General features: G+C 60.5%; 13 protein-coding genes. 1 reads left to right on the top strand and 12 read right to left on the bottom strand.

The window, feature by feature from the left end; translation table 11 throughout:
* Positions 1–269: 269 nt before the first annotated feature.
* The 9 genes from hutH to FQ182_RS22890 form a co-directional block, all read right to left on the bottom strand.
* Complete coding sequence (gene hutH / locus FQ182_RS22930) at positions 270–1,745, bottom strand: histidine ammonia-lyase (RefSeq protein ID WP_149413806.1); 1,476 nt, start codon at positions 1,743–1,745, stop codon at positions 270–272.
* Complete coding sequence (locus FQ182_RS22925; protein WP_149413805.1) at positions 1,742–2,746, bottom strand: ornithine cyclodeaminase family protein; 1,005 nt, start codon at positions 2,744–2,746, stop codon at positions 1,742–1,744. Before FQ182_RS22925 ends, hutH begins: the two co-directional genes overlap by 4 nt.
* Positions 2,747–2,764: 18 nt before the next feature.
* Entirely contained in the window at positions 2,765–3,691 is a 927-nt protein-coding gene (locus tag FQ182_RS22920) for an aliphatic sulfonate ABC transporter substrate-binding protein (RefSeq protein WP_149413804.1), read from the bottom strand.
* Entirely contained in the window at positions 3,691–4,704 is a 1,014-nt protein-coding gene (locus FQ182_RS22915) for an ABC transporter substrate-binding protein (protein WP_149413803.1), read from the bottom strand. The genes FQ182_RS22920 and FQ182_RS22915 overlap by 1 nt, the downstream gene beginning before the upstream one ends.
* Before the next feature lie 80 nt (positions 4,705–4,784).
* On the bottom strand, positions 4,785–7,427 hold the full coding sequence (locus tag FQ182_RS22910) for a TonB-dependent receptor (RefSeq protein ID WP_149413802.1): 2,643 nt from the start codon (positions 7,425–7,427) through the stop codon (positions 4,785–4,787).
* Between the two features lie 190 nt (positions 7,428–7,617).
* Positions 7,618–8,562, bottom strand: a complete 945-nt coding sequence (locus FQ182_RS22905; RefSeq protein WP_149413801.1) for a FecR domain-containing protein — start codon at positions 8,560–8,562, stop codon at positions 7,618–7,620.
* The gene (locus FQ182_RS22900; RefSeq protein ID WP_149413800.1) at positions 8,559–9,068 is read right to left on the bottom strand and encodes a sigma-70 family RNA polymerase sigma factor; all 510 of its coding nucleotides are present in this window, start codon (positions 9,066–9,068) and stop codon (positions 8,559–8,561) included. Before FQ182_RS22900 ends, FQ182_RS22905 begins: the two co-directional genes overlap by 4 nt.
* 108 nt (positions 9,069–9,176) lie before the next feature.
* On the bottom strand, positions 9,177–9,968 hold the full coding sequence (locus FQ182_RS22895) for a phosphate/phosphite/phosphonate ABC transporter substrate-binding protein (RefSeq protein WP_149413799.1): 792 nt from the start codon (positions 9,966–9,968) through the stop codon (positions 9,177–9,179).
* Between the two features lie 10 nt (positions 9,969–9,978).
* On the bottom strand, positions 9,979–10,920 hold the full coding sequence (locus FQ182_RS22890; protein ID WP_149413842.1) for a fatty acid desaturase: 942 nt from the start codon (positions 10,918–10,920) through the stop codon (positions 9,979–9,981).
* A gap of 360 nt (positions 10,921–11,280) precedes the next feature.
* Here FQ182_RS22890 and FQ182_RS22885 point away from each other — a divergent pair, with 360 nt between their 5' ends.
* Positions 11,281–11,712 (top strand): GNAT family N-acetyltransferase, encoded by a 432-nt coding sequence (locus FQ182_RS22885; RefSeq protein WP_149413798.1) that lies wholly within the window; start codon positions 11,281–11,283, stop codon positions 11,710–11,712.
* A 125-nt stretch (positions 11,713–11,837) separates the two neighbouring features.
* Here the strand turns inward: FQ182_RS22885 and def are convergent, their stop codons facing one another.
* The 3 genes from def to FQ182_RS22870 all read right to left on the bottom strand — a co-directional run bounded on the left by def (position 11,838) and on the right by FQ182_RS22870 (position 13,687).
* Positions 11,838–12,377: a peptide deformylase gene (def, locus tag FQ182_RS22880; RefSeq protein WP_149413797.1), complete on the bottom strand. Its 540-nt coding sequence runs from the start codon at positions 12,375–12,377 to the stop codon at positions 11,838–11,840.
* Complete coding sequence (locus tag FQ182_RS22875) at positions 12,367–13,320, bottom strand: YihY/virulence factor BrkB family protein (RefSeq protein ID WP_149413796.1); 954 nt, start codon at positions 13,318–13,320, stop codon at positions 12,367–12,369. Before FQ182_RS22875 ends, def begins: the two co-directional genes overlap by 11 nt.
* A gap of 175 nt (positions 13,321–13,495) precedes the next feature.
* Positions 13,496–13,687 carry a CsbD family protein gene (locus tag FQ182_RS22870; protein WP_149413795.1) on the bottom strand — a complete coding sequence of 64 codons (192 nt, stop codon included), beginning with the start codon at positions 13,685–13,687 and terminating at the stop codon, positions 13,496–13,498.
* Positions 13,688–13,745: the final 58 nt, after the last annotated feature.

The raw sequence follows: 13,745 nt of genomic DNA, 5'->3' as shown, positions 1-13,745 counted from the left end.
AAATCCATTTAAACCACCACTCCCTTTTTCCCGGCGCCTTGGCATGCGCACTCGTTTCATTCATATTTTCAATAGTGATAGTTGATCACTATTGAAATCCACTCAAAACGCTTGATATGGCAAGCGACATAAATGGTTATGGGTGAGCATAGACAGGGCTTGGCGCTATGCAAGGCCATTAATCGGCCAGCATCTGTAATAACGCATTGATAGTTGTTGACCAGGACGACGTCGCGGGGGGATTGGCCAAGGCATGACCTGAAATGCCATTACCAGAGGAGTGCGCCGCTGCCTATAAACGCAGCCAAGGCCAGCACATCCACTGATCCCGAGCGATCCTGATCCAGGTGGGCCACCTGACTGCGAACGGCCCGATGGATATGCTCGGCGCCCTCCCCTAATCGAACCGTGCCACGCAGGTCCACCGCCTGCGCCGCCACGATCAATTCGATACTGGCCAGCCACAACACACGCTGAGTAAGCTGGCGCGTCTTCTCAATAACCGCCAAGGCCTGCCCGGCATAATCCTCAACGCGATCCGCCACCGGCACGCTCACCGCCGGCAGCGGGTTGGCCAAGTGCCCTATCTCGGCCAGCAACGCTGCGCTGGTACGTTGCAACGCCGCCATGCCGACATGGCCGGGTTGGCTGACCAGAAAGCGTGGTAACTCACTGGAGGTCGGTGACAACAACTTGGCAACCCGTTCAGCCGAACAAGCCGCCACGCGACTCAGCGCCAACCCCAATCCCTCTCCCGCCAACGCCAGATGGGTGCTGTCGAAATTAGCCGTCGCCAGCACTTGCTGTTCTTCGCTGATCAACGCCGGGTTGTCAGCACCGCTGGCCAGTTCCAGCTCAATCTGTTCACGCAACTGCTGCAACGTTTGCTGCGCCGCGCCTTGAACCACCATGGCACAACGAAAGCTCAACGGGTCTTGCAGACGACGCGGGTTGGCGGCCAACTCACCACCCTCCAGCAGCCGCAACAACGCCGCCGACTGCTCGGTTTGCCCGGCCGCCGGACGCAACCGCGAGGCCCAGGGCTGGAACGGACTGAGGTTGGCGCGATAGCCCTCACAGGACAGTGCGATGCCTGCCAACAACGCCTGCAACGCCCGATCGGTCTCGGCAACAAGTAACGCGCCAAGGCCGACACTGGCCGAATTCGCCGACACCAGCGCCAGGCCATCCTTGCCTATCAGTCGCGCCGGTTGCAGCCCATAGCGTTGCAGCGCCTGGTCGGCAGGCATTCGCTCCCCATCACATCGCACCCAACCCTCGCCCAACAGCGCCAGACTCAAGTGCGCCAGCGGTGCCAGATCGCTCTCACCGAGGGAACCCAGCAACGGCACCTCAGGCTCGATCCCGGCATTGAGCAAAGCCAGCAGACTGTCAGCCGCTGCCGGGGAAATCCCCGAACGTCCCTGAGCCAGCCCCGCCAAGCGTGCGGTGATGATTGCCCGCAACTCCTGACGATTGGCCAAACGCCCAACGCCCACGGCACGTCCCAACGGGATGCGCGCTTGCAACAGCGGATCGTCCAGAGGCACCTGCACATCCACCGCCGCGCCGAGGCCGGTGGTCACGCCGTAGATCGGCTGGCCCTCGGCAGCAAGTTTGAGCAGCAGTTGGTGCCCGGCATCGATACGCTGGCGGGCTTCATGGCTGAGGGCTGCCGGCGTATCCCGCAAGGCGATATCGAGCAGATCCGCCAGCGCCAGCCCACTTGGATCAACGTGAATCATGCAAACCGCAACCGCTGGCCGATGCCCAGACGCTTGGCCTTTTCCAGCAGCGCATGGCCGAGGGCGATGTCGCTGAGGCTCAAACCTCGATGCCAGAACAGGATGGTTTCTTCGGCGTTTTCCCGGCCGCTTTTCAAGCCAGCGACAATCTGCCCCAACTCGGCGTGCAAGGTCTCGGCGCTGAGTTTCCCGGCATCAACATGCGCCCGCAACGAACCGAACAAACCGCCCTTGCACTGGCCCCAATCGTCCACCACCTGCTTGCTCATGATGTCGGTCAGCGACAACTCCACCGCGCTCATGGTGCCGTAGGGCACCACAAAAGCGCCAGGTTTGATCCACTCGGTGCGCAACAATGGCTCGGGCTGTTCGAGGCGCGAAGCCTCGACCACGATGTCGGCGCCACGCACCGTTGACTCCCAATCGTCGGTGACAATTACCGGCTTGCCAAGGTCGCGGCGCAGGCGTTCGGCGAAGGCTTCGCGGCTCTCGCTGCGCCGCGAATGCACGCGGATCTCCTCGAAATCGAACAGGTGATCCAGCAGCCGCACGTTCCAGTACGCCGTGCCTCGCGCGCCGATATGGGCGAGGACTTTGCTGTCCGGCCGGGCCAGGTATTTGGCGCCGATGGCGGTGACTGCGCCGGTGCGCATGTCGGTAATGGCCGAGGCGTCGAGGATTGCTTTGGGCACGCCAGTAGCCGGGTCCAGCAGGTTGAGAATCGCCAGCTCCGACGGCAGGCCCTTGCGGTAGTTGTCGACAAAATCCCCCACCACTTTGACGCCGGCATAGCCGATATCACCGCCCAATACGCCGCGCAGCACATTGAAGTGACCGTTAACCTCGCCACCGGGAATCAGGTGCGTGCGCGGTTCGATCACCGCCTCGCCACGGCCCTGGATCGCCAGGCTGGTTTCAATGGCGGTGAGAATTTCGTCGTTGCTCAGTTCCAGGGCATCAATGTCCAGGCCGTTGAGAAAATCGATGTAGATCGGTTGCATGGTCTGCTCACAGATAAGTTACGGGGCCTTGAAGACGATCTGTTGCACGTCGACCTTTTTCGGGATCAGGCCATTGGCGAAAAACAGGTCGGCGGTGCGCTGCTGGTTGGCGATATCAGTCGGCCCCAGCGAATGGATCGGCTGGCTGGCGCGGTGATTGAAGTAGCTTTCCACCACCGCCCGTTGCAGGCCGAGGGCCTGGGTCATGCGGTCGATGCTGTCGTCACGCTGGGTCAGCGACAGTTGCTGGGCCTGGCCGAACACCTTGAGAATCGGCGCGATGGCCGTCGGGTGCTGTTTGGCGAACTTGCCGTTGGCGATGAAGAACGTACCGCTGGGATTCAAGTCCTGGCCGTCACTGAGCAACCGCGCCGAACCGTCCAGCAACACCGCCGAGTAGTACGGGTCCCAGATCACCCAAGCGTCGACCTTGCCCTGTTCAAAGGCGGCACGACCGTCAGCTGCCGACAGGTAGACGAGGTTCACCTCCGTCAGTTTCAGCCCGGCCTTTACCAGGCTTTTGAGGAACAGGTTATGAGCGCTGGACCCCTTGAGCAGGGCCACGCGTTTGCCCTTGAGGTCGGCCAGGGACTGCACGGTGCTGGCCTTGGGCACGATGATCGCCTCGGTCTTGCCGTCGCTGGGCTCGACGCCGATGTACTGCACATCAATACCGGCGACCTGGGCGAAGATCGGCGGGATGTCACCGATGTTGCCGATGTCCAGGCTGCCGCCGTTCAAGGCCTCGATCAGTTGCGGGCCGCCGGGAAATTCGATCCATTGCACCTGGGTGCCGGGCAGCGCCTGTTCCAGCAACTTGTGCTCGCGGGCGAGGACCATGCTGACGGAGCTTTTCTGGTAGCCGATGCGCAGTTGAGCGGGTTCGGCGGCCAGCAGTTGGCCGGCGAACAATGACAACAGGGTTGCAGCAAAAACCTTCAACATCAGAGACTCCCTTTAACCTTCGTCGCCACATCCGCTGGCACCCACTGCTGCCACACCTGTGGTTGCTCCTTCAAAAATGCCAGAGCCACTTGCCGGGGCTGCTGACGTTTTTCGCTCATCTGCCCAAGGATGCCGTTGAGCAGGTCAATCGGCAGGTCGACTTTTTCAAAGAACGTCACCAGTTCCGGGTACTTGGCCTTGAACGGCGCCGAGACACCAATCGCCAAACGCGCCGGCATTGAGCGGGTGCCTTGTGGGTTAGGGTTGTTGGCGTCGGCCAGAGTTTTCCAGGCTTGGGCGTTGAACTCAGGCTCTTCGAGCTTGATCAACTTGAAACGCCCCAGCAGCGGCGTCGGCGACCAGTAGTAGAACAGCACCGGTTTGCCACGGCGGATCGACGAGGCGACCTCGGCATCCAACGCCGCGCCAGAGCCGGTGCGAAAGTTGACGAAGCTGTCAGTCAGGCCGTAAGCCTTGAGTTTCTGACTGTTGACGATCTCCGAGGTCCAGCCAGTGGGGCTGTTGAGGAAGCGCCCGCGCGTCGGGTCTTCGGGGTCGCGGAACACGTCTTTGTAGCGTGCCAGGTCGGCGACGGATTTCAGCTCGGGCGCCAAGGGCTTGATGCCGCGCTCGGCGTCGCCCTTAATCACGTATTCCGGCACCCACCAGCCTTCGGTGGCGCCCTTGACCGTGTCGCCGAGGCCAAACACCTTGCCTTCGCTTTCGGCCTTGACCCAAGCCGGACTGCGCCCGGCCCACTCTTCGCCGATCACCTGAATATCGTCCTTGGCTAGGGCGGCTTCCAGGCTCACGGTGCTGCCAGGCAAGGTATCGGTGGGATAGCCGTAGCCTTTTTCGACGATCAGCCGCAGGACTTCGGTGATCAGGCTGCCGCTTTCCCAAGTGATGTCGCCGAAGTGGATGGGGTTGGCAGGCTCGGCGGCGGGGGTTTGTTGGGACAGCAGGCTCAAGGCCAGGAGGCTGCCGCTCAGGAGCTTTTTCAGGTGGGTCATCGTCAACCTCGTCGTTGTTCGGTGATTTACAGACGCCTTGTGGCGAGGGGCAAGCCCGCTCGCCACAAGTGCTCTATGGGTTAAAAGTCATAACTGAGCCGCGAGTAGTAAAACGCCCCTTCCGGCGCCGACGGCGACAGGTAGCTGTACTGCTGGCCCGGGGTCTGGCGCAGGCGGGTATTGAAGTCGTCGGGTTTGCTGTCGAACAGGTTGTTGGCGCCCACCGATAGACGCAGTTGCTTGGTGAAGGCGTAGTTCACGTCCAGGTCGGTGTTCCATTGCGCGCCAAAAGTCTGGTCGTACTGGGCGTTGGCTTCGGAGGCGGCGTATTTGCGGTATTTGCCGTAGCGGGTTTCGCTGAGGGCGATGGTCCACTGGCCGATCTTGTGGGTCGCGCCAAGTACCAGTTTGTCTTCGGGGTAACCGTGTTCCAGGAAGCCGCGGGCCTCGCGGGTAAGCACGTCAAAACCGTTGGGGTTCTCGTGGACCTTCTCGATAGTCGTCTTGGCCCTGGTGTAACCCGCCGACAGGCTAAGGCCGCCGTACTGCGCCAGATCGAGGTTGTATTTGCCGACGATATCGACGCCACGGGTGCGAGTATTGGCCGCGTTGGTCATGAACTGCGCCCAGGTGTACTGGCCAAAACCTGCGTCCTTGAGGATCTGTTCGGCACGCGGTCCGGAAATACCACCGCTGTAGAGCAGGCGATCACGAATGGCGATCTGGTAGGCGTCGATGGTCAGCGAGGTTTGTTCGGTGGGGCGCAGCACCAGGCCCAACGAGTAGTTGGTGGACTTCTCGGGCTTGAGCGGTTGCGCACCAAGGGCTCGGGCGGCCGGGTTGTCGGCCGGTAGCATGCGGGTCAGCACCGGGTTGCCGTTGATATCGACGTTGGTGGTGGTGGTCCACGACGTGCCGATCTGGCCCAGTGTCGGTGCGCGGAAGGAATTGTTCACCGTGGCCCGCAGGCCAACTTGCGGGGTGAAGTCATACCGCGCCGAGAGTTTGCCGGTGGTGGCCGAGCCAAAGTCCGAGTAGTGCTCGGTACGGCCGGCAATACCCACCTGAAACTTGTCGGTGATCTGGTTTTCCAGGCCAAAGTACACGCCGCCCACATCACGGGTGTAGGTCCCGGCATCGTCCGGGGTCAGGCCGGACGCCTGCACCGCACCGACTTGCACGCCATCGATACCGCCGTAGGAGTATGAATCGTAGTCGCCCGCCTCCAGCCGATACTTTTCATTGCGGTAGGCAATGCCCGCCGAAACGGTCAGTGGGTGGCTGGACCAGTTGACGTCCAGGTCCTTGGCGTAATCCAGGCCGATGTTGGTCTGTTCGTTGATCAGCGTGGCGACGTCAAATTTGGTCGGACTGTTCAGGCCATAGCTGGGGTTGACGGTGTTGAAGGCCAGTTCATCGTGTTTGTCGCGGCCATAGGTGGCGCTCAGGTCGAAGCGGCCCAGGCTGTCGTCTTCGTAGCGGCTGCCGATGGTGAAGGCGCCGTCTTCATAGCGGTAACGGTATTTGGGGATGGTGCCGTTGGGGTAGATCCCCGGCACGTTGTTCGGGTTACTGGCCAGCAGCGGTGGCGTGTTGTTCACCGATTTGTCCTGGCCGAAGGTGGCAAAGCTGTAGAGCCGCCACTGGTCGCTCAGGCCAATCTCGGCGTTGGCCGCCAGGTTGTATTTGTCGCGCCCGGCGCCGCCCCAGCGCGGGTCTTGCAACTGGCCGTCGGCGACGTATTTATCACCGATATCGGTGGGTTTGTTGTTGAGGCTGTTGAAGCTCAGGGTCAGGAAACCGTCACCCGGCAGGCCCAAGCCGTACCAGCCATCGGTGGTCTTGCTGAAGCCGTCGCCCTGGGCGTATTGGCCCAGCTGGGTATTGAGCTGGCCGCCGCTGTCTCGCTCCTTGAGAACGATGTTGACCACACCCGCTACCGCATCGGAACCGTACTGGGCCGAGGCGCCGTCACGCAGCACTTCGACGTGGTCGATGGCGCTGATGGGGATCATGTCCAGGTCCACCGGCTGCGCGCCAATGAACGGCACGCCACCGGAGATATTGACCACCGCCGAGGCGTGGCGACGCTTACCGTTGATCAGCACCAGGGTCTGGTCCGGCGACAGGCCGCGCAGGGAGGCACCCTTGGGATTCTGGCCACGGGTGGCGCTCTGGTTCTGTGGAAAGTTGAACGAGGGCAGCAGTTGGAACAGCGCCTGGTTGAGGCTGGTGGCACCGGTTTGCTTGAGTTCTTCGGCATTGATCACGTCCACCGGCGCGCTGCTGGTCAGAGCCGTGGCATCGCTGCGACGGGTGCCGATGGCGACCACGCGGTCCAGGGTTGGCGCCTGTGCAGCAGTGGTTTGTGCCTGGACATTGCTGGTGGCTTGGACGCTTTTCGCGGCGCCTTCCTTGATGATGAAAGCGCCGTCCGGGCTGACTTGAACTTGCAGGCCGGTGCCCTTCAAGGCCGCGTCCACCGCTTGTTGCGCAGACAACGAACCGTCGACGCTGGCCGAGGAATAGCTGCCCAGTTGCGGGGTGAAGGAAATCACCTGGCCACTTTGCCGGCTGATATTGAGCAGCACTTCATCCAGCGGGCCGGGCGCGATGTGATAGACCTGACGCGCATCTTCGGCGCTGGCGGCAAAGGATAAAAACAGACTGGCCAACGGCACCAGGGCAAAGGTTCGAAGCGGCACACGGATAAACTGGCTCACATTGGCTCCCCCCAAGGAAACTCCATAACGCTGCTCCCCGCAGCGCTTATGGGAGTGATGTGGGATGGCGCGGGAAAAACTTGCAGATCGTTTGGTTATGTTCTTAGAACTGACCTTTGGACCCGACACATTCCAATGCGAGAGCCCCATTTTCTGTAGGCGCTCGTGCTCATTGGGTTTGTAGTGGTCTTCAGGCCGCACCGACAGTCACCCACAACCCCGTCCGGCGGGTAATGTGAATCGGTAAAGTGCGCGCCAGGGTGTCGAGAATTTGCTGGGGATTGTCCAGCCGGTACAGGCCGCTGACCCGCAACCCGGCCACAGCGGGATCGAGGCGCAGCACGCCGTTGTGATAGAGGCGCAAGGCGTCGAGGACCTCAGCCAGCGGCCGGTCGCGCACTTGCAGGAAGCCGTCGATCCAGGCCGTTGCGCCCTTCGAACTGGGCTGCACCTGACCAAACCCATAACGGTCGTAACTGACCTCGTGCCCGGCCATCAACTGCAGGCGTTCGCCATTCTGGCCGTCGATTTCCAGGGAGCCATTGAGCGCCACGACATGGCCCTGCCCTTCCCGCTCACGCAGCAACAGGCGATTACCATAGGCCCGCAGTCGCGCTTGATCGGTCTGGATCAAAAACGGCCTGCTCGTGTCATTGGCGATTTTCACCAGCAACTCCCCGTCTCGCAGACGCACCAACCGGCGTTGCGGGTCGAACTGGATGTCTGCCGCGCTGCGGGCATTGAGCAACAACTCGCTGCCGTCGGCCAACGCCACCGTGCGCCGTTCGCCGGTGCCAGTGCGCACATCGGCCATCAACTCTGTAAGGGGCACGCCCAAGGGCTTTGCCAGCAGGCTGGCGCCTAGCACCACGCCAGCACCGATCAAGGCGCCGCGTAACAACGTGCGTCGGCTGGCGGGTGCGTCCAGCGCCCGCTGCAACACCTTGCCGCTGACGCCCTGGGCCAGCGGTATCTGAAATACGTCGAGGCGAGTTTCGAGCTGTTGGCACAGGATTTCATGACGGGGATCTTCAGCACGCCATTGGTGATAGCGCTGCCAGTCGGCGGCACTGGCCTGACCCGAGCGCAGCAGGACGATCCAGCGGGTAGCGCTGTCGATCAGTTCGTCATTCATTCCAGGCACAGCCGCAGGCAACGATTGACGGCGCGGGTCATGTAGTCGCTGACCGAGCGCTGGGAAATCCCCAGTTCTGCGGCAATTTGCGGGTAGGTCAGGCCATTGAGTTGCGACAGCAGAAAGGTTGCCTTGACCTTGGCCGGCAGGCCGTCGAGCAACTGATCGATGGCCTGCAAGGCTTCGAGCATTTGCGCCAGGTCTTCGGGCGAAGGCGCCGACGATTGTTCGTCGTGCTCCAAGGCGTCGAGATAGGCGCGTTCCAGGTCGCGGCGGCGCCAAAGCTGATACATCAAGCGTTGGGCAATGGTGGTCAGCAAGGCGCGGGGCTGGCGGATCGGCACCACGCCGGGGGAACTCAGGAGTTGGACAAAGGTGTCGGCGGCAATGTCTTCGGCGTGGGCGCGGGAATCCAGGTGCCGATGCAAACGGCTGCACAGCCAATCGTAATGACTGCGGAACAATCCGCCCACGTAGTCGCTGTGAGAAGTGTCGGCGCCGGACATAGTGGCTCCATTTGAGAAGGTTGCACGGTATGTCCGGTGTTCCGGTGAAGCGATCCTAGCAAGGCTGCTTATTCTTTAATAATATTTAAAGGGTATTTTTATATAACTTTATTGAAGTTTCGCAAAACCCGCCGACCGGGCCTGCTGCTGGTAATCCAATAGAGTCTGGTAATCCGCTTCGCTGGCAGGAAGCACTTCCTGCACACCAAGGACTTCAACCACTTGGGGCAAGTCCTGCAACGCCAGGTTCATCGCCTGACGAACCCTTGCGACTTGCTCATCATTCAAGCCCAACGCGCCGATGTAGGGCAGCGTCGGACTGATCGCGCTGCGAGTGACGATGCGCAGCCCGGCGACTTCCTCTGGAGCAAACCGCGCCAGGTAGGCGAAGGTCACGCTGTCGATGGCAGCCAGGTCCGCACGGTCCTCGCGCAACCAGCGCAGGCTGTCGCGATGCCCGCCGCTGATGGCGACGCTGGCGAAGAACCGACCCTGGCGATGCAGGGGCGCCAGGCGCTCGCGCAACAGGTTCATGCCGCTGTTGGAGTCTTCGCCATTGATCACGCCGCGACTGGCGTAGAAGTCCGCCAAGGTTATCCGGGGATTGTCGTTGCGAGTCAGCAGCAAGCTGCAATGATTGCCCGCGCTGCTGTCGGGCAGTTCATAGCGGGGCCGACCGATAACGCGCACTTGGCCGCGCAACTGGGTCATCAGCGGATAGCCGCAGGTTTGCGTCAACAGCAGCTTGGGAGCACACCACAGGCTTAACAAGTCAAGGTGGCCGGCATTCAGGCGCGTCGCGCCCACGTGTTGAAGGATGCGCGTCAGCCATTGCTCGTTGGCCTGCACGACCTGTTGCGGCGCCGTGTACATCAGCAACTCAGCGTAGTGTTCGCTCATGCCTACCTCTTCAAACAAAGGGATGCCGTGGGCTGTCGATGGCCTTGAGTCCGTGGCGGCCGATCAACCGACCATAACCCTGCACCACAAAACCGCCACTGCGAGCCTGCCATTGTTCGCGGCGCGCACGGTAGACCCTCGGCAGGAAATACCACGGCAGTTTCGGCACGTCGTGGTGTACCAGATGCAGATTGAGGTTGAGGAACAACCAGGTCCAGGGCCACCCGGCTTCGTTGATCACCGTGCGCTGTTCGGGTTGCGGGTGCGGGCGGTGTTCGTAGTAGGAACGGATCATCGCCACCGACAAGGCCGGCACGCTGACCAGCGCCAGGTAATGCCATACCGGCAGCGCGCTGTAGCGGGCGATGAAGGCCAGCATCAGCAGGGTCAGAGTGCCGTGGGTCAGCCACATCAACCAGGCCTGGCGCTGGCCTTGACGCAAGCGCTGCAACGCTTCCCACCCCAACGCCCACAAGGCCAGGGGCGCGCCCAGCAGGAAACGTCCGACGATGGTTTTGTTAAGCCAATGCAGCCCGCGTTCGAAACGGGAACTGCCTGCCCATTGTTGCTGGTTGAGGTAGCGGCTTTCCGGGTCGAGGCCGGGAATGGTCAAGTCTTCGTCGCGGTGGTGCAACAGGTGGCTGTCGCGGTACAGGGTGTAGGGATACCAGACCGCCAGGGGCGCGTAGCCGAGAACTTTGTTCAGGGTATTGAAGCGGGTGGGATGGCCATGCAGCAGTTCGTGTTGCAGGGACAGCCAGAGCACCACAATCGGGATCAACAAGGCGGTGCTCAACCACAAGCCGAGCCAGGAGCTGGCGAGAATCACCACGATCCAGCTGGCATAGACGCCGATCAGTAACAGCCAGGTAGGCCATTCCGTGCGGGCGGTGAAGCTTTGCTCCAGGGCTTCGATTTCCTGGCGTTGGGTTTCATCGAGGTAATTGGACATCGGCGGGCTCAGGGCAGGCTGGGCCGACGAAAAAGTCGGCTTCATCCTGCTCTGTGCAATGAGACGGGGAAATCTTGCAGATCGTTTGGTGCTTAGCTTAGAAGCAGATGTTGCGGTGACTACCGAGAATCAATGCCCAAACAAACCCGCTTCGGATTTTTTGGTTTTCTTGTCGGCGCGTTTTTCATCGGCGGTCTTTGCCGGTTTTTTCTTCGCGGCTTTCTTTGAATCCATGCCTTTGGCCATGATGCGTGCTCCACTTACAGGGGATGTAACAAGGGGTATAACACCTATTGCCCGACAGAAGGTGCTTTGCCCGACTTATAATCCCCGGCCCACGATCACGGCTGTCAAAAAACCATGCCTGAGTTGCATATTGATCTGCTGGCAGAGCCTTTATGGCCGCTGCTGAACAAGTTTTACCGCAGCCACAATTCGCCGATGAAAGCCGTCAAGGGCGGGCAATTGTGGGTGGCTCGGCACAGCGAGATTGTCGCCGGATTGTGCTTGAGCCCTGTGGTCGGCGGGCAATGGCTGACCGGGCTGTTTGTCGAGCCGTTGTGCCGTAGGCAGGGGCTCGCGGCGCGACTAATTCGTGAGGCCGTTGCGCCGGTCGAAGGCACCGTTTGGCTATTCTGCCATCCGGAGCTTGAAGGGTTTTATCAGGGGATCGGGTTTACTCAGGAAACAGTGCTGCCGCAGTCTCTGGCGGAACGACTGGCGCGCTACAAACGCAACAAGCCAATGATCGCCATGGGCTTGGAACCGTTGGAGACGGTCGACCGACGATAATGTGTGATCGGCGGTTGTGAGCTGCTGCGACCGATGCGCATAGATATCTACACATCTTGAAGACAGCAACTGACGCAGTTGTCGAGCCCCAGCGAGGCTACGTTGGCCGCACCGTGTGAGCCGGATCACTCATCGGCAGTAGGATCCATATCCGGAAACATCACATCAATAAATCCAAACTTGCTGAAGTCGGTGATCCGCGACGGGTACAACCGACCGATCAGGTGATCGCACTCATGCTGCACCACCCGCGCATGAAAGCCGTCGGCAATGCGCACAATCGGCTCGCCCTTGGGATCAAAGCCTTCGTAGCGAATCTGTTGATAGCGGTCCACCGCGCCGCGCAAGCCAGGCACCGACAGGCAACCTTCATAACCCTCTTCCAGCACCGGGCTTAGCGGCGTGATCAGCGGATTGATCAGAATGGTCTGAGGCACCCCCGGGGCATCCGGGTAGCGTTCGCTGCTCTCGAAACCAAAGATTACCAGTTGCAGGTCGACGCCAATCTGCGGTGCGGCCAGGCCCACGCCGCCAACGTGCTCCATGGTCTGGAACATGTCGTCGATCAACTGCCACAACTCAGGGCTGTCGAACATTTCCAGCGGGACCGGTGGCGCGATACGCAGCAGGCGCTCGTCGCCCATTTTCAGGATTTCACGAATCATGTTCAGGCTTCGTTGGTAGTGGGTGCGAATGGTCCCGGCCAAGGCCCGAGACGTGCTGTTTTTCATCGTGTTCGCCGAAGTCCTTTTCACCAGGAGCCTTGCCTTCGGTGGACATGTGCTCGATCACCGCATTCATCTCTGCGCCGAGCAACAGCACGGCCGCTGAAATGTAGAAGTACAGGAGCAAGACGATGATCGCGCCGATACTGCCATACATGGCGTTGTAGTCGGCAAAGGTTTTGACGTAATAGCCAAAGCCCAGGGACGCGATGATCCACACCACCACCGCCAGCACGGAACCTGGGGTGATAAAGCGGAATTTCTGTTTCACGTCGGGCATCACGTAGTACATCAACGCCACAGCGAACATCAGCAAGATTACGATCAATGGCCAGCGCAGGATGGTCCACAAGGTGACCACGAATTCCTGCATGCCGATCTGCATCGCCAGCCATTCCATCACTTGCGGCCCGAGGACCATCAGCGCGGCTGCGGCCAGCAACATGCCGGCGATGCCCACGGTGTAGAAAATCGACAGGGGGAAACGCTTCCAGATCGGCCGGCCTTCGACCACGTCGTAGGCGGCGTTCATTGCACTCATCATCAGGCGCACGCCCGCAGAGGCCGTCCACAGCGCAATGACGATACCCACCGACAGCAAGCCGCCCTTGGATTGCTGCAACTGGTCAATCACCGGGTTGACCTGCTCCAGGGCCTGGGGCGGCAACACCAACTCCGACTGCAGGCGCAGCCAGGTAAAAAAGTCCGGCAGGTGCAGGAAACCGATCAGCGCAATGAGGAACAGCAAGAAAGGAAACAGCGAGAACAGCATCTGGTAGGCCAGTGCCGAGGCGTAGGTAGGCATCTCGTCATCGACGAACTCGGTGATGGTGCGCATCAGCACGCGATGCAGCGGCAGATCTTTTAATACTGGAAAAATCATAGCGTCTCCTTTCGCCGCAAAAGGTTGAGTTCGTGGGCGACTCAGGGGCCGTTTTCTACATCAAAGTAGCCTATTTGGCGACATTGAAACAATTTCGAAACTTTAATCACTGCGTGTGACACAAAAACGGCCATCCGTAGATGGCCGCCTCGCTGCTCAAGTGCAGTCAACCGGGTCAGGCTTTATCGATGGTTTTCTTTACCGCATCCTTGGCCTTGCCGACGGCTTGCTGAGCTTCGCCTTTCTTTTCCTGAACCTTGCCTTCGACCTGCAACTTATCGTTGTCAGTAGCGTTACCGACACCTTGCTTAATGTTGCCGATGGCTTCGTTCGCCAAACCTTTTGCCTTATCCGCTGTGCTGCCCATGGTATTACTCCTGTGAACATTCAAGGGTTTTGGTCATTACGCAAGGGTTGACCCTGGG

The sequence above is a fragment of the Pseudomonas sp. ANT_H4 genome (assembly GCF_008369295.1).
Classification (GTDB): domain Bacteria; phylum Pseudomonadota; class Gammaproteobacteria; order Pseudomonadales; family Pseudomonadaceae; genus Aquipseudomonas.
This window is presented reverse-complemented; position numbering and strand designations above follow the sequence as displayed.